Here is a 20,592-nt window from a genome sequence, read left to right as displayed (position 1 = left end):
TTCGACGAAATTCTCCCACGGCGTTAAAGGGTTGATCTACATTAGCAACAACCCTTTAGCCCGAGGTGATGACCATGGAAAACTTTCTCACCAGTGATGCCATTCGCACGCTGTTCTCCCAGGCCATGTCCAGTATGTATCAGCAAGAGGTGCCTCAGTATGGCACGCTGACGCAGCTTGTCACCGCCGTGAATGAACGCACGCTGGAAGCCAATCCCGCCTTAAAAAATCGCCTGGCAGCCGCCGATGAACTGACCCGTCTAGGCGTTGAACGTCATGGTGCGATTCGTGTAGGAACGGCTGCTGAACTCAGTATGCTGCGGCAGATGTTTGCTGTAATGGGTATGGAACCGGTGGGGTATTACGATCTTTCCCAGGCGGGTGTGCCGGTTCACTCCACGGCTTTTCGTCCTGTCAGCGACAGAGCGCTGCGGCGTAATCCCTTCCGCGTGTTTACCTCATTGCTGCGAATGGAGTTGATTGATGATCCAGCATTACGCGAACAGGCCGCCGCGATATTAGCGGCGCGAGATATCTTCACTGCAGAGTGTCGAGCTTTAATTGCCCGGCATCAGCAACAGGGTGGATTAGATGCCGCTGATGCGGCCCGTTTCGTCAAAGAGGCGCTGGAAACCTTCCGCTGGCATGCCCATACCACGGTGGACAGTAAAACTTACCACGCCTTGTCTCAGCAGCATCGTCTGGTGGCTGATGTTGTGTGCTTCCAGGGCTGTCACATAAACCATCTCACACCGCGCACCCTTGATATTGATCGCGTGCAAGCGCTGATGCCCTCACGCGGTATTGATCCGAAAACGCTGATTGAGGGGCCACCTCAACGGCAGGTGCCGATTCTGCTTCGTCAAACCAGCTTTAAGGCGCTGGAAGAGGCAGTGCATTTTAACGATGGATCGCCGGGTACCCACACCGCGCGCTTTGGTGAAATTGAGCAGCGCGGTGCCGCATTAACGCCAAAAGGTCGTGCACTCTATGACCGTCTGTTGGCGGAAGCGGGGACCGGCGCTGACAACCAGCATCATCAGCAGCATCTCAGCGCTGTATTTCGTGATTTCCCGGATGTTGAGGACTCGCTGCGGGAGCAGGAGCTGGCATGGTTCCGCTACCGTTTAACCGATAAAGGGGAACATCAGCGTCCACAGCCTGGTGAAAGCGTGGCGCAGTTGCTCGATGAGGGGCGGTTACAGGCCGAGCCGATTATCTATGAAGATTTTCTGCCGGTGAGTGCAGCAGGGATTTTCCAGTCTAATCTGGGTGATGAAGTGCAGGCGCGTAGCGCAGGAAATGCCAGTCGCGTGGATTTTGAAGCCGCATTAGGTGCAAAGGTGCAAGACGAAATGGCGCTTTATCAGCAGATGCAACAGCACAGTCTGGCGCGTTGCGGCGTTGTTTAAGTCTAAGAAAGCCGGCCTGTGAAGGGGCAATCCCCTCCATCGGACCGGCTATTTTTTCTTCTACTATTTATTGCAGGCGCGAATCACGCACCAGCGTGTACTTCCCGGCACCCAAAAACATGATGGCAAGCGCGCCAAGCAAGTAAAGGGCTTCTGTTTCCAGAGACCAGGCACCCACATCCGTGCGATGCCAGACGGCGCCCATTTTTACCAGCAAGGTCGCAACAATCATATTCACCGCAATAATGAAGGCCGCTGGGCGCGTCATTAATCCGATGATCACCATCACAGGTGCCACTATTTCCCCGATGTAAGCACCGTAAGCGATGAAACCTGGCATACCTTTTACGGCCAGCAAATGGGCTATCCAGTCGACGCCATGCATCACTTTGAATTCGCCATGAAACAGTAGCAGGCCGCCAAATGTGAGACGTAACAGCAGTTTACCGAAATCCGGGTGATCACTCATCCGGTTGAACATCTGATTGATTCCACCGAACATCGCGCTTCTCCGTCTCGCCAGGTTAACTTAAAACTTTAGAACAAATTGCCATGCCAGGGTTAGCCAAAAAATTTGATGGTGTTGTTCAGTGGATCGAAAGCAGCTTCGGCTTAATCTGCAAATGCTTTCGGAACATGGACATTCGTACAAGGCCTGCAAATAATGGAACTACGCATTATTCGGGAACCCGAGATGAAAAACGAACGACGTCTGAGGATTATGACCGCAGAGGGCGAACTCAGAGGCCTGATTGATGATGATCTCTTTGTCTTCAAGGGAATACCTTACGCCGCCGCTCCGGTAGGCGAATTACGCTGGCGTCCACCGCAGCCGGTCGCCCCCTGGAAAACGGTGCGTGATGCCACCGAGTGGGGCAATGCCAGTTGGCAGAATCGTGACTATTGTGTGGCCGTTGGCGGTGGTGATCCGGGCTGTTTTAGTGAGGACTGCCTTTACCTTAATATCTGGACGCCGGACGTCGAGCCTTCGCACCCGATGCCAGTGATGGTTTGGCTGCATGGCGGCGGCTTTACCATCGGCGCTGGCAGCCTCGACCCCTACCGTGGCAAAGCGCTGGCAGCGCAGGGCGTGATTGTGGTGACGCTAAATTATCGTCTGGGCCATTTCGGTTTCTTTGCGCATCCTGCGCTGGATGCCGAATATCAGGCCAAATCGGTAGTCAATAATTTCGCCCTGTTAGACCAAATCGCGGCATTGCAGTGGGTTCAGCGTAATATTCCGGCTTTTGGCGGCGATCGCCATAATATCACGCTGTTCGGCGAGTCATCGGGGGCGCGCAGCGTGCTGTCGCTGTGTTGTTCACCCTTGGCAGAAGGGTTGTTTCACAAAGGCATTGTGCAGAGTGCTTATAGCTTGCCAGATGTGCCGCGTAAAAAAGCGCAGCAGATTGGCAAGCAGGTCGCGGCACATTTTGGTCTGTCCGACCAGGCCACTGCAGCGCAATTGCGTGAATTACCTGCCGACCAGTTTTGGTCGTTGCAGCGATCGCTGGGATTAGGACCGGTGGCAATCAGTGGTGATACGGTATTGCCTAAACCGATGCTGGACACCTTTATGGCAGGCAAACAGCATCGCGTGCCGCTGATGGTGGGTAGCAACAGTGATGAAGCCAGCGTGTTGGACTATTTTGGTGTCGATGCCGCGCAGGTGTTGCAGCAGATGCGTAAGAAAAACCGCTTTAGCTATAGCCTGATGAAATGGTTATATGACATTCATGACGATACGCTATTAGGCCGCTCGGTAGCGCGCGACATGGCCTTCACGGTGATGCCATTGCTGGTCGCGCAATCTCAACACGATATTGGTATGCCAGCCTGGCGTTACTGGTTCGACTATGTCTCAGAGAATGCGCGCGATCTCTATCCACACGGCACCTGGCACGGCAATGAAATTCCTTATGTGTTCAATACGCTTGGCACGCTGACAGCGCCGGTAGCGCAGGCTTACACCGAGACGGATCAAGCTTTCGCGCGAAAGGTCAGCGCGTTTTGGGTCACTTTTGCGCGTGATGCCACGGAATTTAGTTCGGAACTGCGGGGTGAGTTAGCCTGGCCGGTTTGGCGACCGCATGCAGACCTGACTTTAGCGTTTGGTCACGACGGTCAGCCTCAGTCAGTATTAAAGGCGAAATTTATGCGAGGACGCCTGCGACTGTTCCGCATGATGATGCGCAACCACGTCAAACTTTGATAAGTGCGCTAATAGTGAAATTGCGCAAATGATTTTTTAAGGCAAATTTCCCGCTAATCCATTGATTAATATTGTTAGCCAATTCTATCCGCCTTAAGCAGCCAGCAATTAATTAGCTTATTAAACCGTTACATTTTCCCTAACCGATGCCGATAAACGCATTATGCCCTATTTTATCGGGCCTCCTTCGCGTTTCACACCAAGGGATTATGTATGGGTATCTTAAAAAACTTCACTATTCGCGCCGTGATGCTGACCATTCTGGGCTTGTTCTGCCTGTTGTGGTGTGCAGTTGGGTTATTCAGCGTTCACTCGCTTAATGCCCTCGGCGATGGGAATGAGATTGACCGTGAGTTAGTCAATCAGATGACGGTACTGAGCAAAGGAAACGATCAATATTTCCGCGTCGTCACACGTTTGTCACGTGTGATGGAGGGGCGCGCAGCGGGCGCTGTCGTTACCGCCGAAGCCTTCGCACCGGTACAGCAAGCGCTGGACAATATGAAAGATCAGCTCGCGCAATTTAAAGCCATGGCGCCCGGTCCAATGGACAGCGAAACCGCCAACAGCGTGATTGCTAACTGGCAAAAACTGCTGGACGAGGGTATCGCACCGCAGGTTTCGTTAGCACAACAGGGCACAGTGGAAGCCTATCGGGCACAGGCAAATAACGTGACGCCAGCGTTGAGCCGCGCATTTGGTACCAGTGCTGACGCATTCAACAAAGCGGCAGGCAGCAAGCTGGATGAAACCCGCGTGAATGTCGATAAACTCACTAACATGACCAAGATGATCATTCTGGTCGCGGTGGTGTTTGGTCTGGTGATTCTGCTGTTCACCGATCGCTACCTGGTGGCGATGCTGGTGAAACCGCTGGAGCGTGTGCGCAATCATTTTACGGTGATCGCCCAAGGGGATTTGAGCCAGCCAATGGAGGATTTTGGCCGTAACTGTGTGGGTAAGCTGGTGCCGCTGCTACGTGCTATGCAGGACAGTCTGCGCGACGCCGTGAGTGCGATTCGCAGCGGCACGGAAAATATCTACCGCGGTGCGGCAGAGATTTCATCGGGCAATAATGACCTCTCTTCGCGCACTGAAGAGCAGGCAGCGGCACTGGAGCAGACGGCTGCCAGCATGGAGCAGTTAACCGCCACCGTGAAGTTCAACGCCGACAACGCGCGTCAGGCCAGTGTTCTGGCCGAAACAGCCACCAGCACGGCGCAGCAGGGCGGTCATTTGGTGGGTGAAGTCGTGACCACCATGGAAGGCATCTCTGGTAGTTCGAAGAAAATTGCTGAGATCACCAACGTCATCAATAGTATTGCCTTCCAGACCAATATTCTGGCGCTGAACGCCGCGGTAGAAGCCGCACGCGCGGGTGAGCAAGGGCGTGGTTTTGCGGTGGTGGCGAGTGAAGTGCGTAACCTTGCACAGCGCAGTGCCAACGCCGCTAAAGAGATCGCCACGCTTATCGAGGATTCAGTGCAGCGTGTAGGCAAAGGTTCCGAACTGGTGAGCAGCGCAGGCACGACCATGAGCCAGATTCTCAAATCGGTTCAGGACGTCAATGAGATCATGAAGCACATTGCCTCGGCATCCGAAGAGCAGAGCAAGGGCATCTCACAAGTGGGCACCGCGGTGACCGAGATGGACAGCGTCACCCAGCAAAATGCGTCATTAGTTGAGGAAGTTTCCGCTGCGGCCAGCGCCCTGGAGCGTCAGACGCAAGAGCTGCAGGCATCGGTGGCGAAATTCCGCTTATCCGATAGCACACCGGTGAGTCAGGTAGCTTCAGCATCTAAACACAGCGAACTGCGCCGTCCCGTGCTGGCTCCTGCCACCGCCGTTCAGCCTAAATCGGCCAGTGCCGACGATTGGGTCTCATTCTGAGACTGACATAGCCACGCAATCAGTTCCGGCAGGAACGGTGGCGCATCCTCTTCCGAACGCTGTAACAAGCTATAGGCGGCCCCGGTGGCGACACAATCCGCAAACGGGGCAATTAGCCGACCATTGGCTAAATCATTTTGCACTAACGTCACATCTGCCACCGTCACGCCAAACCCTTGCATTGCTGCACTGATTGCCAAATCCATGGTGGCGAAATGCTGGTTACGCGCCATGGGCAGATGCACGTTTTGCTTAGCAAACCACAGCTGCCAGTCACGCATATCATTGGTGGGATGTAAAAAGGTGAACTTAGCCAGATCGCTGATGCTACCCGGAGGGGAAATGTGGCTGCCCAGCACGGGTGTCAGCTGCTCATCAAACAGGCGGATTGACCCCGCCGGTGGGGCGCCAAACACAATTGCGGCGTCATAGTTCTCCAGCAGCGAGGCATGATCCAGCGTGGTGGTGAGTGCCACATGAATCTCAGGGCGCTGCTGTTCCAGTGCCACCAGACGTGGCACTAACCAACGCATCGCGCAGGTGGGGGCTTTTAATCGTATTGAGGCGTTGCTACGGCTGGCTTTTTCCGTGGCACTGAGCAGCATCGCGTAACCTTGTTGCAGCTCTGGCAGCAAGGCTGCACCTTGCGCGGTGAGATGCAGCCCACGCGCATGGCGCTCAAACAGAGCAAATCCCAGCCAACTCTCCAGCGTGGCGATTTTGCGGCTCACTGCACCCTGGGTGATGCACAGCTCAATGGCCGCACGCGTCAGATTGAGATGGCGTGCGGTCACCAAAAATGCATGGATGGCATTTAGCGGTAGAGCAGAACGGGACATGGCGGCCTCAAGCTATGATTTTTAATCATGGCTATTATGACAACAAATCGCTTGTCGACTCAAGCCGCACGCCGTTGAATAGAAATCTACTTTATCTAATTGGTTATGCAACCTTGCGGAGTAACGATGACCCTCAATAGCAGTGTTAACATATCTTCCAAACAACCTGATGTCGGCACGACGATTTTTAGCGTCATCGGCCAACTGTCAGCACAGCACAAAGCTATCAACTTGTCTCAGGGCGCACCGAATTTCCCTTGCGATCCGAAGTTGGTGGAACTGGTCAGCAAAGCGATGCGTGAAGGACATAACCAGTACGCGTCCATGACCGGTTTACCGGCACTGCGTGAAGCGCTGGCAGAGAAAGTCCACACGCTTTACGGCCAGCAATATGATGCAGGAAGCGAAGTGCTGATCACCGGCAGTGCCAGCCAGGGCATCTATATGGCGATTTCCGCGTTAGTTCATCCCGGTGATGAGGTGATTTTCTTTGAGCCGGCCTTCGACAGTTATGCACCAGTGGTGCGCTTACAGGGTGCCACGCCGATAGGCCTGAAACTGCAGGTGCCTGATTTCGCCATCAACTGGGATGAGCTGCGTGCCAGCATCACACCACGTACCCGCATGATCATCATCAACACGCCGCACAACCCGAGCGCACAGGTGCTGACACCAGCTGATCTGGAACAACTGGCGGCACTCACGCGCAACACCGATATCGTGGTGCTGTCAGACGAAGTTTATGAACACATTCTGTTTGATGGTCGTGCCCATTGCGGTATGGCAACACATCCGGAACTGGCGCAGCGTAGCGTGGTGGTCTCTTCATTCGGTAAAACTTTCCACGTCACCGGCTGGCGCGTCGGCTATGCGCTGGCGCCAGCAGCGTTGATGGAGGAGATCGTCAAAGTGCATCAGTTCATGATGTATGCGGCAGATACTCCAATGCAGGTCGGTTTTGCCCACTATTTACAGGACCCGCAAAATTACCTGCAGCTCTCGCCGTTCTACCAGGAAAAGCGCGATCGCCTGCTGGCCTTGATGCAAGATTCACCATTTAAGCTGCTGCCAAGTGCCGGTTCCTTCTTTATGTTGGCCAGTTACGGACATTTCAGTGACGAAAGCGACAGTGAAATGGTAAAACGTCTCATCGTCGATCACGGTGTGGCCACCATTCCGTTGTCGGCGTTTTATATGGACGGCACTGACAATAAATTAATTCGCCTGTCATTCGCGAAAGACGACGCAACACTGCAGGCTGGCGCAGAAGCGCTGTGCCGGGTTAAAGGGTAATTAGGGGAAGAATAATGAAAAAGTTAAACGCACTGTTTGTGGCTGTGGGTATGCTGACTTCTGCACACGCGCTGGCGCAGGAAACCTTACGTTACGGACTGGAATCACAGTATCCACCGTTCGAAAGCCGCAACGCGCAGGGTGAGTTGGAAGGTTTTGATATCGAACTGGGCAAAGCGATTTGTCAGGTGGGTAACTTTGATTGTAAGTGGGTGGAGAGCAGCTTTGATGCGCTGATCCCTGCGCTGCAAGCGAAGAAATTCGATGCCATCAACTCGGCGATGAACATCACCGAAGCACGTGGTAAGAGCATCGACTTCACCAAGCCAATCTACCGCATTCCTACCATGCTCATCGTGAAGCAGGGTGAGAAACTGCTGCCAACCGCGGAGTCGCTGAAAGGCAAAAACATTGGCGTACTGCAGGGTTCTATCCAGGAAACTTACGCGAAGAAGCACTGGGAACCGCAGGGCGTGACCGTCACCTCTTATCAGGATCAGAACCAGGTTTATAACGACATGGTGGCAGGTCGTCTCGACGGCACGCTGGTGATGTCAGCCGCGGGACAGTCTGGCTTCCTCGATAAGCCGCAGGGCAAAGGTTTCGCCTTCGTCGGCAAACCGGTAGAAGATGACACCATCCTCGGTTCTGGTATCGGTTTTGGTCTGCGTAAGGGCGATGCCAAGCTGAAGGGCGAGTTGGATGCGGCGATCAGCAAAGTGCAGGCTGACGGTACTGTTACCAGGCTGGCGGCGAAATTCTTCCCGGGTATTGATGTAACAGCCAGCAAATAACAGCTGTTAGCCAGGTCGCCATAAATGGCGACCCTACGGTCGTAGGGTGCGCATTCATGCGCACTTGGTTAATCACCGCACAGGTTTATTTCGCGGCTAAATAACACAACGCTTCCGCTACCTGATACGACTTCACAAACGACGGTACCGGTAAAAACTCAAAACGTGAGTGGAAGTTGTGCGCGCCTGTGAAGAAATTCGGCGTCAACAAACCTTTTGCCGACAGCGCTGCACCGTCTGTTCCGCCACGCATCGGGATCACTTTCGGCTCCACGCCCACCTGATCCAACGCCGCAAAAATCAAATCAATCGCCCGACGATCTTCGCCCACGGCATTGCTGATATTGCTGTAAGTATCGCTGATGGTTAACGCCACATGCCCGGTGGGATAGAGCGCAGCAATCTCATCCGCCACTTCCACCAACTGCTGTTTCTTCGCATCAAATCCGACCAGGTCGAAATCACGTATCGAGGCCTTCAGTACCGCGCGGCTGGCATTGGCATTGATATCGTTAAACCAGATATAGCCCTCGCGGCCTTCGGTATGTTCAGGCGTGGCTAAGCGATCAAAACGCGAAATAAAATCGTGTGCCATGAGCAGCGGGTTAACCAGCACTCCTTTGCCCGACATCGGATGAGCCGGTACGCCGGTAAACACCAGTTCAGCCGCCGCCGCATTAAAGTTTTCATACACGACTTCGCCCAGCTCGCAGCAGTCAATGGTCCAGGCGAAATCCACGTTGAAGCGTGTCTCCAGATCCAGGGCCTTCGCGCCGCGTAAGCCAATCTCTTCATCGGGCACAAACGCCACCACGATGTCGCCATGATCGCCCTTGAGATTTTCCATCAAGGTCATCACTACCGTTACGGCGGCTTTGTTGTCGGCTCCCAGCACGCTGGTGCCATCACTGAAGATGATGTCCTGACCCACATAAGGTGCAATTTCCGGATGTTCCGCCACACGCAGCCAGATATCTTGCTGGCTGTTGAGGCACAAATCCTCACCTTTAAACGCCAGGGTTTGTGGATGGATATCGGGTGATAAGCCAACGTCGACGGTATCGATATGGGTGATAAAGCCAATGCGCGGTGCGTTGGGGCGGTTGCCGGGTTTCACCGCGGTCACGGTGGCATGCTGATCAATCACCACATCTTGCAAACCCAATTCACGCAACTCCTCAGCCAGCAGTTCCGCCATAGCATGTTGCGATGGGGTGCTGGGTAAGGTGGTGGATTTGGCATCGCTCTGGCTGGAGACCGCCAGATAACGATAGAAACGCTGGGTCAGTTGGCTAACAAGAGGCTCTGTCATCACTATTCCTTATAAGCTTTGCGCGATGTGCATTACACACAGCAGATAAATCATGTTAATAATCAATACATACCGATGAGGGCTCATGGAAGTCAATAAAAACGAGGTCGAAAATGAAAAAGATGATGGTGAAGTTCACACTCAGTGCCTTAGGTCTGGCACTGGCTGGCGGGGTGTCAGCGAAGACGTTGGTGTACTGTTCTGAAGGGTCTCCGGAAAACTTCAATCCACAGCTATACACCTCCGGTACCAGTGTGGACGCCAGTGCCGTGCCGATTTTCAACCGGCTGGTCGATTTCAAACCCGGCACCACTGAGCTGGTGCCCAGCCTGGCGGAAAGCTGGGACATCAGCCCAGATGGCACGGTGTACACCTTCCATCTGCGCAAGGGCGTGAAGTTTCAGAGCAATAAACTGTTTAAGCCTTCGCGTGATTTGAATGCCGATGATGTGATCTTCTCGTTTATGCGCCAAATGGATCCGAAAAATCCGTACCACAACGTCTCGGGGGGCAATTACACTAACTTCGACAGCCTTGAATTATCGAAGCTGATCAAGGGCATCGATAAAGTCGATGACAATACAGTGCGCATCACGCTGGCACATGCCGAAGCGCCGTTTCTCGCCGATCTGGCGTGGTATTTTGCCTCGATTCATTCAGCAGAATACGCAGACCAGATGTTGAAAGCCGGTACGCCAGAAAAAGTGGATATGGAACCGATTGGCACCGGACCGTTCGAGTTAGTGCAGTACCAGAAGGACTCGCGCATTCTGTATAAAGCCTTCCCGGACTACTGGCAGGGCAAAGCGAAACTGGACCGCATCGTCTTCTCCATCACGCCTGATGCCTCGGTTCGCTATGCCAAACTGGAGAAAAATGAGTGTCAGGTGATGCCATTTCCTAATCCGGCCGATCTCGACAAGATGCGCACTAACCCAGATTTAACGCTGGAGCAAAAATCCGGCTTGAACACTGGCTTCCTGTCGTTCAATACCACCAAAGCACCGCTGGATAACGTCAAAGTACGCCAGGCACTGGCGATGGCCATCAACAAGCAGGCGATCATCGACGCGATTTTCAAAGGCACCGGAACCGTGGCGAAAAATATCCTGCCGCCGGATGTGTGGAGCGCGGATAAGGATCTGAAAGATTACGACTACGACCCGCAGAAAGCCAAAGCCTTGTTACAGGAAGCTGGCATCAAGCCGGGCACCGAAATTTCGCTGTGGGCGATGCCGGTGCAGCGCCCTTACAATCCTAATGCGCGACGTATGGCCGAGATGATTCAGGCCGATTGGGCGCAGGTGGGCATCAAAGCCAATATTGTCAGCTATGAGTGGGGTGAATACCTCAAACGCGTGAAAGGCGGCGAGCATCAGGCGGCGTTGATGGGCTGGACCACGGCAACCGGCGATCCAGATAACTTCTTTGGCCCGCTTTACAGCTGCACCTCGGCAAACGGCGGCTCTAACTCATCAAAATGGTGTTATCAACCGTTTGAGAAGATCATTACCGAGGCACGTGCTGAGCAAAACCACGACAAGCGTGTGGCGCTGTATCGTGAAGCACAGCAGATCATGCACGACCAAATGCCTGCCGTGATGATTGCGCACTCCACGATTTTCGAGCCGGTGAGCAAGTCGGTCAGCGGCTATACGATTGATCCCTTTGGCAAACATATCTTTTATCCGGTGGATATCAAAAATTAATACCGCAAGTCGCAGCCAGGGGGTGATTTTGTAGGGGAGGCGTCAGTGTCTCCACATCAACGCTCACAACGTTGACGAAGCACACTCAGCTGCTGCTGTAAAAAAGCCAAAAACACATTCAGGGCGGCGCTGCGGGGCCGCCCTGATTGCGCCTGCAATTGCAGATTACGCTGGCTAAGCTGATCAATCCCCACCGACCGCAGCACCAGGCCATGGGTTTCTGCCTCCTGCAACACCGTAAAGGCACTGCAAATCGTTAAGGCCAGCGGCGTACGCAGTAAAAACTGGAACAGCGTTGAAAAGGTATCGCAGGTAATAACCGGCTCAATCAGGTTGCCGCTCATATGGCTCGCCAGCTCGAACAGTTGGCGTACCGTGGTGTTTTGCTGTGGCAGGGCCAGCGGATAGTGGCTGATGTCGCTGAGAGCCACCTGTGGTGAGCTGGCCAGCGGATGCGTCTGATGCATCACTAACAGCACCGGCGCGGGCCAGGAACCGATAACCTCAACGCCGCGCTCAGCGTGTAGGCTGAATTGCAACGCGACATCGCACTCGCCGCTGCGTAACAGTTCAGCCACGCCTTGCGTGCTGGCGACTTTAATATCAAACAAAATACCTGGATTGCCTTCGCGAAAGGTGGCTATCAGAGTGGGCAACAGCGTGAAAGCCAAGCCATCGGTGCAGGCAACGCGTATTTGCGTGCGGCGCACGGCTTTCAGCCCTTTGATCTCCGCCAGCGCATACTCCATATCCAGCATGTTTTTGCGCACGTGACTGGCAAAAATTTCCCCGGCTTCGTTCAGTACCATGCCTCGGGCATGGCGTTCAAACAGCGGCACGCCAACCTGCGTTTCCAGTCGCTGAATCTGTCGACTGATGGCGGAGACGGCAACAAACAGCTGCTCGCTGGCCGCACTGAGCGATCCCGTATTGGCGACAGCGAGAAAATAGCGAATTTCATTGCTTAACATGCGCGTGCCTCATACTGGTGCATGCCTCGAAAACGGGCAATTGAGCTTTGCTTTAAAAGCAAATCTTACTCGATAAATTGATAATTGTGGCAAAGCAGTGTTTCAGCAAAGATGACAAAACCATAATACGAATAAAAGATCAGCAAACATGACAGCACAACACGCGGTACAACAGGCCACCGCCTGGTTCGATAGCGGGGAATTTCAGCGGATACTGGCGCGGCGCGTTGCACAGCGTACCGAGAGTCAGCGCCAGGATCGCGACAGTGAATTACAGCGTTATTTACAGGATGAGATTGGCCCACAGCTGATCGCGCTGGGTTTTACCCTGCATTTTATGGAGAACAGCGAAGCCGATCATCGCCCTTTCCTGGTGGCCGTGCGCATCGAAGATCCCGCATTGCCGACTTTGCTGAGTTACGGGCATGGCGATGTGGTATTCGGCGATGATGAAAACTGGCGGGAGGGTTTAACGCCCTGGCAGTTGGTCGAAGAGGGCGATCGTTGGTACGCGCGCGGCAGCGCAGACAACAAAGGCCAGCACTGTGTAAATCTGGCAGCGTTGGAGCAGGTGTTCCAAGCGCGCGGTGGCCGCCTCGGCTTTAACTGCAAACTGCTGTTTGAGATGGGCGAAGAGATCAGCTCACCGGGTCTGGCGCAACTGTGCCAGCAGCATGGTGAACTGTTAAAAGCGGACCTGTTTATCGCTTCCGATGGTCCGCGTTTGAATGCGGTGCGACCGACTTTATTCCTCGGCTCACGCGGCGCGGTGAATTTCCGCCTGACCATTACCGCCCGCGACAACGCCTACCACTCTGGCAACTGGGGGGGCTTGCTTACCAATCCGGGTACTCAACTGGCGAATGCCATTGCCTCACTGGTTAATGCGCAGGGCGTGTTACAGGTTGAAGCGCTAAAACCGAATTCGCTGACCCAGCAGGTGCGCGACATCCTCAGTGATATCGAGGTGGGGGGCATGCCAGGCGACCCTGAGATCGATGCGAACTGGGGCGAACCGTCCTTGACGCCCACAGAGCGCCTGTACGGTTGGAATACCTTAGAGGTGTTGTCGTTCCTGACCGGTAACCCCACGCGGCCGATGAATGCCATTCCCGGTGAAGCGACAGCGGTATGTCAGCTGCGCTTTGTGGTCGGCACCGATTGGCAGAATCTGGCGCAACATATCAGCGACCATCTTGCGCAGCAGGGCTTTGGTTATGTGAAGGTCGAGTTCATGCGTGGATCGCCGGCCACCAGACTGGATCCGACCGATCCGCTGGTGGATTGGGTGCTAACCAGCATGGCAGAAACCAGCGGCAAAAAGCCGGCGCTGTTACCGAATCTGGGCGGCTCACTGCCTAACGAAGTGTTCTCCGACATTCTCGGCCTCCCCACGCTATGGGTTCCGCACTCTTATCCGGCCTGTGGTCAGCATGGCGTCAACGAACATATGTTGAAGTCGATCGCGCGTGAAGGTCTGCAAATGATGACCCGGCTGCTGTGGGATCTCGGTGAGAAAGGCAGCGATTTAGTGGCACAGCATCGTAAACATACAGGAGGTGCAGCATGAGCACCCTCAACACGGCGGCACCGCTGAGTGCGACCAAGCCAAATCTGCACAAAACGCTGTTTGCCACCTGTATCGGTAATGCGCTGGAGTGGTTTGATATCGCGGTGTATGGCTTCTTTGCCAGCTATATTGCCCATGCTTTCTTCCCAACCAGCGACCCCTCGGTGTCGTTGTTACTGACGTTTGGCAGCTTCGGTGTTTCATTCCTGATCCGTCCGCTGGGCGCAATTGTATTGGGTAACTATGCCGACCGTCATGGTCGTAAAAAAGCCTTACTGTTATCGATCAACCTGATGATGTTGGGCGGCGCGGTGATTACCTTTATGCCGGGTTACGCCAGTATTGGTTTGATGGCACCGATTCTGATTTTGCTGGCGCGTCTGGTGCAGGGGTTCTCTGCGGGCGGGGAATTTGGCAGCTCAACCGCGTTTCTGGTGGAACATTTTCCCGAGCGCAAAGCCTTTATCGCCAGTTGGCAGTTTGCTACACAGGGTGCCAGTACTTTGATGGCTTCGGCGTTTGGCCTTGGGCTGACGCAGATCCTCAGTGAAAGCCAGATTCAGGAGTGGGGCTGGCGTATACCGTTTGCCTTTGGCCTGTTGATTGGTCCGTTAGGGATTTATATTCGTCGTCACGTGCATGAACCTGCCAGCTTTGAGGCACAACAGCCTGAAGCCGCACCGCTCAAGCGTCTGTTTGGTCGTCAGAAAGAGCTGATGTTGTTGGCGATTGGCCTGATGGTGATCTCAACGGCAGTCAACTATATGCTGAACTACGTGCCGACCTACGCCACCAAAAATCTGCATTTATCCGGTTCGGTCGCCTTTACCGCTACCTTGCTGGCGGGCGTGATTCTTACCGTTGTGACGCCAGTCATGGGCTTGTGGGCGGAGCGCGTAGGACGTGTGCCGTTGATGTGGGGCTCACTGATTTTGCTGATCGTCACTATCTATCCGGCTTTCAAACTGGTGGTCAATCACACCACGCCGACCACGCTGATTATTTTGGTGTGCTGGATGGCCTTGCTTAAGTCGATCTACTTCTCGACCGTGCCTTCGGTGATGGCGGACTTGTTCCCGATTGGTACCCGTGCCAGCGGCATGGCGATCAGTTACAACGTGGCGGTGACGGTATTTGGTGGCTTTGCGCCGTTGATTTGTACGCTGTTGATCAATGCGACAGGCACCAGTCTGGCCCCCGGTTATTACCTGATGGCGATGTCGGTGCTAAGTGGATTGGCACTGCTGCGTAGCCAGAAGCGCGTGTCCTGAGTTGCGGGGGCGGCCTGAAGGCCGCCCCCTGTTTGCGCAATAAATAGCGCCGCTACGTTTCCCTGCAAACTTCAGGCTGGCAGGGTGCCAGCCTGAAGTTTTAATTAAGAGAACTGCAAATACGCCACGTGTGTTTGCAGATACTCCTCCAACCCATGACGTCCATCGGCACCGCCAATTCCCGATTTACGCCAGCCCGCATGGAAGCCTTGCATCGCTTCGAAGTTTTCGCGATTGATGTAAGTTTCGCCAAACTTCAGCTGACGCAGCGCGATCATTGCGGTGTTCAGATTCTGGGTATAAATCGATGAGGTCAGGCCATACTCGCAGTCATTGGCCAATGCCACTGCTTCATCCAGCGTCTTAAAGGTCATCACCGGCAGGACGGGTCCAAAGATCTCTTCACGCATGATCTCCATCTCCTGACGCACGCCGGTAATGATGGTGGGCTCAAAGTAGAAGCCTTTGTCGCCTGCGCGTTTGCCGCCTAACACCACTTTACCGCCGTCCGCTACCGCATTGGCCACCTTCTGCTCTACGCGCCCGAGCGCCGCTGCTGTGATCAGCGGCCCCATATCGATATCAGTTTGTTCCGCCGGGTTACCGAATTTCACTTGTTTCATCGCCGCGGTGAGCGCAGTGATAAAGCGGTCGTAAATGCCTTCCTGCACATAAACACGTTCTGCACAGTTACACACTTGTCCGGTATTGATCACGCGAGAGCTGACAATCGCTTTTACCGCCAGTTCAAGATCGGCGTCATCCATCACGATAGCTGGAGCCTTACCGCCGAGTTCCAGCGACACTTTGGTGACATTTTTGGCCGCCGCTTCCATGGTGGCGATGCCCGCACCTACGCTGCCCGTCAAACTGACCAAACCCACGGTAGGGTTAGCGGCCAGTTCCTGGCCCACTTCTGGACCGTAGCCATACACGAAGTTGATTACACCTTTCGGCAGACCAATCTCATCGATAATTTGGGCAAAAATAGCCGCGTTGTTTGGCGTCAACTCGCTGGGCTTGATGGCGATGGTGTTGCCGGTGATCAGGGCGGGTGCCGCTTTACGCGCAATCAGGAAAAACGGGAAGTTCCATGGCAGGATGCCCGTGGTGACGCCGATGGCTTTCTTAAACACGAAAATGTTTTCATTTGGGCGGTCGCTGTTAACGATTTCCCCTTCGTAACGACGCGCCCACTCGGACATATAGTCCAGATAATCGGCGGTGAACATCACTTCGGTTTGCGCCAGGCCTTGCGTTTTGCCGCCTTCTGCCACGATGGTGGCGGTGAGTTCCGGCTCACGCTGACGAATAGCGGTGGCAATCTTACGCAGCCATTGACCGCGCTCCACCGCGGGCAGCGCTTCCCAACCCGGTTGCGCAGCTTCTGCCGCAGCAATCGCCTGTGCGGCGTCTTGCCGGGTGCCTTCAGGGATGCGCGAGAGCAGTGCTTCGGTGGCAGGGTTGATCACTTCAATCCATTTATCATGCTGGTCGGCTACAAACGCGCCATTAATGTAATGTTGATGGTGTGTTGTCATATGTAGGGCTCCGCGATCGGTTTCGTTAATGTTGTGTGAAATGCAGAGTGAAACAGATCAAGGTGTAGCACCTTTTTGTCATTGCCAGCACAGATGAGGGGATGGCAGAGAAGGGAAGAACAGCACGACAGACGCAGCATTCCTGATGAAATGCTGCGCATTCAGCGGGTTAGCAATGCTAAGGAATTGTTCCTAAAAGCTCAGGAACCGGGCACGGCTGCACCGCTGGCAATAAACCAGGCAAGGAAACTGACGCCAGCAATGATGATGGCAATAGGGAAAAGCAGTCCGATTTTCATAGTGATCCTGAGCGTTAAGCGAGTTGAACGATGGCGCGGTGTGTCTTCATCATACTGAATAACTGGAATTGCGTGGCGTCATTCACCTGGCGCAGATGTTCGCCTTTTTGATAATGAATATGGTGGACATGCCCGAGTTGACGCCACACCACAATCGCCGACGCCAGCAAGGCGCAGTTCTCTTCACTCTGAACACAATCGAGTGTGGCATAGCGATCTTCATCTAATCCATTAATGAAAACGTTCAACGCCTGAGGCGGTACGATGGCGCGGATGTCATCCAGCATCACGCGGCTTACCGGGTGTGACAGCAGCAGCGTCAACCTTTTGCTATTCATCTCAATCCTTCGTTCCGATGATTTTTCCAACGTTATACGGCGATAACGTCTCCTGGGGAAGCACAGAGGCCGACTTTGTATGGGTGCCATGTTACGCAGCAAGCTGGCAGTCAGTCAAAAACTGTGTTGATCAACACAGCAAAAAAGAAAATATCCCCAATAATAAGTCACTTATAAAAAAATAATCGCTGTTTTAACTGCAAAACCGATTTTGTGATCCTGGTGTTGAAGACCCGCCGAATATTGCCAGCACTCTACGCTTTCCGGCAGCCATTCAAAGGCTGACGAAAAGCGGCGCACCGTAGACTGCCAGTAATCGGGAAACTCTCGGTTTCCTGTGGGCCTCAACCTTACGAAGGAATAACAATGAACAGTGCCATTCTTGCCGGTATTTTATGGCATCTGGTGGGTGCCGCCAGTGCCGCATGTTTTTATGCTCCGTTTAAGCAGGTAAAAAAGTGGTCATGGGAAACAATGTGGTCAGTGGGTGGCGTGATGTCGTGGCTGATCCTGCCATGGGCGGTCAGTGCCGTGCTGCTGCCCAACTTCTGGGCGTACTACAGCAGTTTTAGCCTCTCGCAACTGTTGCCGGTGTTTCTGTTTGGTGCCATGTGGGGCGTCGGGAACATCAACTACGGTTTGACCATGCGTTATCTCGGCATGTCGATGGGCATCGGGATTGCCATCGGGATTACGCTGGTGGTCGGCACGCTGATGACACCGCTACTGCAGGGCCGCTTCGTTGAGCTGTTCAGTTCACCGGGTGGACGTATGACACTGCTCGGCGTGTTGGTGGCGTTAGTGGGGGTGGCGATTGTCTCGCGTGCGGGGTTGTTAAAAGAGCGTGCACTTGGCATCAATGCGGAAGAGTTTAACCTGAAGAAAGGGTTGGTACTGGCGGTGCTGTGCGGCATCTTCTCGGCGGGCATGTCGTTCGCCATGGATGCAGCAAAACCGATGCATGAAGCAGCGGCGAACCTGGGCATTGACCCGCTGTATGTGGCACTGCCGAGCTATGTGGTGATTATGGGCGGCGGGGCGTTGGTGAATCTGGCATTCTGCTTTATCCGCCTGGCGGCGAAACCAGAATTGTCGGTTCGTCGGGATTTCTCGGTTGCCAAACCGATGCTGATAGCCAACATCGCCTTCGCGGTTCTTGGCGGCACCATGTGGTATCTGCAGTTCTTCTTCTATGCGTGGGGCCACGCCAAGATCCCGCCACAGTATGATTTTGTCAGCTGGATGCTGCACATGAGCCTGTATGTACTGTGCGGCGGGCTGGTTGGCTTGATTTTGAAAGAATGGAATGCGGTAGGAAAACGTCCGGTGCGCGTGTTGTCCCTGGGGTGTGTGGTGATCATCATCGCTGCAAACATTGTCGGCTTGGGCATGGCTAACTAAAGACGCCATGAGAGCCTGACGTGCTATCTGCATCGTCAGGCTTTTGAGGTGTCCTGAGGCTCGCGCTGTGGCACAAAGCGCTGACGCCAGGCACTCGGTGTCAAGCCGGTATCCCGCGTGAACACCACCGAAAAGTAGTTACTGTCATCAAAGCCGCAGCGTGCGGCGACTTCACTGATCAAACAATCCTGAGTGCGCAGCAGATACTTCGCCTGACACAATTGCAGCTGGCGCAAATAGTGCCCAACCGTCATTCCTGTTTGTTGCCGGAAAAGCTGTTTCAGCGCACGTTCATTGAGCTGGTTTTGCTGGCAGAACAGATTGAGATCGAACGGACGATGCAGCGCGCCTTGTAATGCCGACATCAGTAGATCGAGCTGTTCTCCCTCTGGTAGCGCCCACGGGCGATCGGCGGCATAGCCATGGCGACGCAATATCAACGCTAATTGCAGGAACAGCGCTTCAGAAAGTTGAATGGATAACGAATCATTTTTGCGGCTCTCGCGTTCCAGTTGACTGATCACTCCGCGCGCCAGCGCCATGCCGCGCGTGGTTAAGCGCCAGCAGCTGGGCGCATCAGCCTCTTCCGGTGGCAGCAGTTGGCTCCAGTCCAGACTCAAACGGAAACGATCGCGGCAGTAAAGGATGTTATCCAACGCCAAATCGTTGACGCTGTCATAGCTGTGACAGTCATTATCACGGATGTAGAACACGTCCCCGCAGGTAATCAGCCAGGGGCGATCGTTTAGCACATGCAAGCCATTGCCACGCCAGACAATGACAATCTCACTGAACTCATGGCGATGAGGGGGGAAGGAGGGTTGCGGCATGCGTTCGGCCACCGCTATCGGCAGACTGGTGGCCGGGAAATAGTCTTCGCGCTTCAATATCAGCGACATGAAAAACTCCGATTACATCATCTGCTGGCGCTCCGCTCGGGGCGCGCAGCCAAATTCTCGCCGGAACAGGGTAGAAAAGTGGTTGCTATCACCAAATCCACACTGGTAAGCGATGTCGGTAATGCGCATATCACTATGACGCAATAGATGTCTTGCCTGCAGTAGACGCAACCGATTGAGATAGCGCTGCGGCGTATTACCCGTTTGCTGTTTCATCTGACGATGCAGCGTACGCAACGACAGCGAGAAACGATCGGCCAACGCATCCCACACGATATCTTCACTGTAGTGCTCATTGAGCCAGTCCAGCAACCGATGCAGACGTGCTTCCTGATCCTGCGCTTGATCGTTGTGACCGGCTTCGCGCAGCAGCACCAGCAGTTGCAAAAACAGTTGCTCCTGGTGCGCCTGGCGCTCCAGTGACCAGATCGCTTGCTGCTTCATCTGCGTCACAATGTGCAACGCCTGCGCCATAACCTTGTTGTTAATACGCCAGTGCGAACTGTAGTTGCCATCCTCTTCTCCCGGCAGCAGTGACTGCAAGCCGGAAAGAAAGCGAAACGCCGCGGGACTGCGATACAGCACATTGGTCAGACACAGATTGTCCGTTTGTTCATACAGATGACGGTCGTGATCGCGGATAAAACAGACGCAACCGGCACATAAGGTTTGCGGCTGGCCATTAAACACGTGGATGCCGGAACCTTGTTCAACCAGCACAATTTCATGGAAATCATGATGATGTTCGGGGAAGGCCGACTGCGGTACGCGCGGCTCAATGGCAATCGCGTAGTTTCCCTCAGGAAAGAAATCTGCACTGTGCAAAACGGTCATGATGCGC

18 protein-coding genes are annotated in these 20,592 nt (G+C 54.1%); 9 read left to right on the top strand and 9 right to left on the bottom strand.

Annotated elements, in window-relative coordinates:
- The first annotated feature begins 74 nt into the window (after positions 1–74).
- Positions 75–1,412, top strand: coding sequence for a 2-oxoadipate dioxygenase/decarboxylase HglS (gene hglS, locus PSSD_RS15950; RefSeq protein ID WP_058972902.1), 1,338 nt, complete (start codon positions 75–77; stop codon positions 1,410–1,412).
- 67 nt (positions 1,413–1,479) lie between these two features.
- Here hglS and PSSD_RS15945 read toward each other — a convergent pair whose 3' ends face one another.
- Complete coding sequence (locus tag PSSD_RS15945) at positions 1,480–1,914, bottom strand: DoxX family protein (RefSeq protein WP_058972901.1); 435 nt, start codon at positions 1,912–1,914, stop codon at positions 1,480–1,482.
- Positions 1,915–2,106: 192 nt separating this feature from the next.
- Between PSSD_RS15945 and PSSD_RS15940 the strand changes: the two genes are divergently transcribed.
- Both PSSD_RS15940 and PSSD_RS15935 read left to right on the top strand, forming a co-directional pair.
- A complete protein-coding gene (locus PSSD_RS15940; protein WP_058972900.1) occupies positions 2,107–3,624 on the top strand; it encodes a carboxylesterase/lipase family protein in 1,518 nt (505 codons plus the stop codon).
- A gap of 213 nt (positions 3,625–3,837) precedes the next feature.
- The gene (locus PSSD_RS15935; RefSeq protein ID WP_058972899.1) at positions 3,838–5,514 is read left to right on the top strand and encodes a methyl-accepting chemotaxis protein; all 1,677 of its coding nucleotides are present in this window, start codon (positions 3,838–3,840) and stop codon (positions 5,512–5,514) included.
- Here PSSD_RS15935 and PSSD_RS15930 read toward each other — a convergent pair.
- Positions 5,472–6,353, bottom strand: a complete 882-nt coding sequence (locus PSSD_RS15930) for a LysR substrate-binding domain-containing protein (RefSeq protein WP_058972898.1) — start codon at positions 6,351–6,353, stop codon at positions 5,472–5,474. The genes PSSD_RS15935 and PSSD_RS15930 overlap by 43 nt on opposite strands.
- A 126-nt stretch (positions 6,354–6,479) precedes the next feature.
- Between PSSD_RS15930 and PSSD_RS15925 the strand changes: the two genes are divergently transcribed.
- Entirely contained in the window at positions 6,480–7,646 is a 1,167-nt protein-coding gene (locus PSSD_RS15925) for a methionine aminotransferase (RefSeq protein WP_058972897.1), read from the top strand.
- A gap of 14 nt (positions 7,647–7,660) precedes the next feature.
- Positions 7,661–8,440: a transporter substrate-binding domain-containing protein gene (locus PSSD_RS15920; RefSeq protein WP_039334364.1), complete on the top strand. Its 780-nt coding sequence runs from the start codon at positions 7,661–7,663 to the stop codon at positions 8,438–8,440.
- Between the two features lie 85 nt (positions 8,441–8,525).
- Here the strand turns inward: PSSD_RS15920 and pepT are convergent, their stop codons facing one another.
- Positions 8,526–9,752, bottom strand: coding sequence for a peptidase T (pepT, locus tag PSSD_RS15915; protein ID WP_058972896.1), 1,227 nt, complete (start codon positions 9,750–9,752; stop codon positions 8,526–8,528).
- Positions 9,753–9,865: 113 nt separating this feature from the next.
- Between pepT and PSSD_RS15910 the strand changes: the two genes are divergently transcribed.
- A complete protein-coding gene (locus PSSD_RS15910) occupies positions 9,866–11,461 on the top strand; it encodes an ABC transporter substrate-binding protein (RefSeq protein WP_058972895.1) in 1,596 nt (531 codons plus the stop codon).
- A 56-nt stretch (positions 11,462–11,517) separates the two neighbouring features.
- Here PSSD_RS15910 and PSSD_RS15905 read toward each other — a convergent pair whose 3' ends face one another.
- Positions 11,518–12,432 (bottom strand): LysR family transcriptional regulator, encoded by a 915-nt coding sequence (locus tag PSSD_RS15905; RefSeq protein ID WP_058972894.1) that lies wholly within the window; start codon positions 12,430–12,432, stop codon positions 11,518–11,520.
- A 148-nt stretch (positions 12,433–12,580) separates the two neighbouring features.
- Here PSSD_RS15905 and PSSD_RS15900 point away from each other — a divergent pair, with 148 nt between their 5' ends.
- Together PSSD_RS15900 and PSSD_RS15895 are read left to right on the top strand one after the other, a co-directional pair.
- Positions 12,581–14,002 carry a M20 family metallopeptidase gene (locus tag PSSD_RS15900; protein ID WP_058972893.1) on the top strand — a complete coding sequence of 474 codons (1,422 nt, stop codon included), beginning with the start codon at positions 12,581–12,583 and terminating at the stop codon, positions 14,000–14,002.
- Positions 13,999–15,273, top strand: a complete 1,275-nt coding sequence (locus tag PSSD_RS15895) for an MFS transporter (RefSeq protein ID WP_039334375.1) — start codon at positions 13,999–14,001, stop codon at positions 15,271–15,273. The genes PSSD_RS15900 and PSSD_RS15895 overlap by 4 nt, the downstream gene beginning before the upstream one ends.
- A 104-nt stretch (positions 15,274–15,377) precedes the next feature.
- On the opposite strand, the gene aldA is transcribed toward PSSD_RS15895, so the two are convergent.
- The 3 genes from aldA to PSSD_RS15885 all read right to left on the bottom strand — a co-directional run bounded on the left by aldA (position 15,378) and on the right by PSSD_RS15885 (position 17,451).
- A complete protein-coding gene (gene aldA / locus PSSD_RS15890) occupies positions 15,378–16,814 on the bottom strand; it encodes an aldehyde dehydrogenase (protein ID WP_039334377.1) in 1,437 nt (478 codons plus the stop codon).
- Positions 16,815–17,014: 200 nt separating this feature from the next.
- Positions 17,015–17,113 (bottom strand): YoaK family small membrane protein, encoded by a 99-nt coding sequence (locus PSSD_RS27495; RefSeq protein ID WP_141399000.1) that lies wholly within the window; start codon positions 17,111–17,113, stop codon positions 17,015–17,017.
- Between the two features lie 14 nt (positions 17,114–17,127).
- Positions 17,128–17,451 carry a hypothetical protein gene (locus tag PSSD_RS15885; protein ID WP_058972892.1) on the bottom strand — a complete coding sequence of 108 codons (324 nt, stop codon included), beginning with the start codon at positions 17,449–17,451 and terminating at the stop codon, positions 17,128–17,130.
- Positions 17,452–17,817: 366 nt separating this feature from the next.
- Between PSSD_RS15885 and rhaT the strand changes: the two genes are divergently transcribed.
- Positions 17,818–18,852 (top strand): L-rhamnose/proton symporter RhaT, encoded by a 1,035-nt coding sequence (rhaT, locus tag PSSD_RS15880; protein ID WP_058972891.1) that lies wholly within the window; start codon positions 17,818–17,820, stop codon positions 18,850–18,852.
- A 35-nt stretch (positions 18,853–18,887) separates the two neighbouring features.
- Here the strand turns inward: rhaT and rhaR are convergent, their stop codons facing one another.
- A complete protein-coding gene (rhaR, locus tag PSSD_RS15875; protein WP_058972890.1) occupies positions 18,888–19,751 on the bottom strand; it encodes an HTH-type transcriptional activator RhaR in 864 nt (287 codons plus the stop codon).
- Between the two features lie 12 nt (positions 19,752–19,763).
- Positions 19,764–20,585 (bottom strand): HTH-type transcriptional activator RhaS, encoded by an 822-nt coding sequence (rhaS, locus tag PSSD_RS15870; protein WP_058972889.1) that lies wholly within the window; start codon positions 20,583–20,585, stop codon positions 19,764–19,766.
- Between the last annotated feature and the right edge of the window lie 7 nt (positions 20,586–20,592).

This window comes from Type-D symbiont of Plautia stali (genome assembly GCF_001485335.1).
In the GTDB taxonomy this organism is placed as follows: domain Bacteria; phylum Pseudomonadota; class Gammaproteobacteria; order Enterobacterales; family Enterobacteriaceae; genus Pantoea; species Pantoea vagans_C.
Note: the sequence above shows the minus strand (reverse complement) of the source record. Positions and strands in the feature narration are given on the sequence as shown.

Coding starts and splice junctions, on each gene's coding strand:
- hglS (WP_058972902.1), top strand. CDS start 75: ATGGAAAACTTTCTCACCAGTGATGCCATTCGCACGCTGTTCTCCCAG.
- PSSD_RS15945 (WP_058972901.1), bottom strand. CDS start 1,914: ATGTTCGGTGGAATCAATCAGATGTTCAACCGGATGAGTGATCACCCG.
- PSSD_RS15940 (WP_058972900.1), top strand. CDS start 2,107: ATGAAAAACGAACGACGTCTGAGGATTATGACCGCAGAGGGCGAACTC.
- PSSD_RS15935 (WP_058972899.1), top strand. CDS start 3,838: ATGGGTATCTTAAAAAACTTCACTATTCGCGCCGTGATGCTGACCATT.
- PSSD_RS15930 (WP_058972898.1), bottom strand. CDS start 6,353: ATGTCCCGTTCTGCTCTACCGCTAAATGCCATCCATGCATTTTTGGTG.
- PSSD_RS15925 (WP_058972897.1), top strand. CDS start 6,480: ATGACCCTCAATAGCAGTGTTAACATATCTTCCAAACAACCTGATGTC.
- PSSD_RS15920 (WP_039334364.1), top strand. CDS start 7,661: ATGAAAAAGTTAAACGCACTGTTTGTGGCTGTGGGTATGCTGACTTCT.
- pepT (WP_058972896.1), bottom strand. CDS start 9,752: ATGACAGAGCCTCTTGTTAGCCAACTGACCCAGCGTTTCTATCGTTAT.
- PSSD_RS15910 (WP_058972895.1), top strand. CDS start 9,866: ATGAAAAAGATGATGGTGAAGTTCACACTCAGTGCCTTAGGTCTGGCA.
- PSSD_RS15905 (WP_058972894.1), bottom strand. CDS start 12,432: ATGTTAAGCAATGAAATTCGCTATTTTCTCGCTGTCGCCAATACGGGA.
- PSSD_RS15900 (WP_058972893.1), top strand. CDS start 12,581: ATGACAGCACAACACGCGGTACAACAGGCCACCGCCTGGTTCGATAGC.
- PSSD_RS15895 (WP_039334375.1), top strand. CDS start 13,999: ATGAGCACCCTCAACACGGCGGCACCGCTGAGTGCGACCAAGCCAAAT.
- aldA (WP_039334377.1), bottom strand. CDS start 16,814: ATGACAACACACCATCAACATTACATTAATGGCGCGTTTGTAGCCGAC.
- PSSD_RS27495 (WP_141399000.1), bottom strand. CDS start 17,113: ATGAAAATCGGACTGCTTTTCCCTATTGCCATCATCATTGCTGGCGTC.
- PSSD_RS15885 (WP_058972892.1), bottom strand. CDS start 17,451: ATGAATAGCAAAAGGTTGACGCTGCTGCTGTCACACCCGGTAAGCCGC.
- rhaT (WP_058972891.1), top strand. CDS start 17,818: ATGAACAGTGCCATTCTTGCCGGTATTTTATGGCATCTGGTGGGTGCC.
- rhaR (WP_058972890.1), bottom strand. CDS start 19,751: ATGTCGCTGATATTGAAGCGCGAAGACTATTTCCCGGCCACCAGTCTG.
- rhaS (WP_058972889.1), bottom strand. CDS start 20,585: ATGACCGTTTTGCACAGTGCAGATTTCTTTCCTGAGGGAAACTACGCG.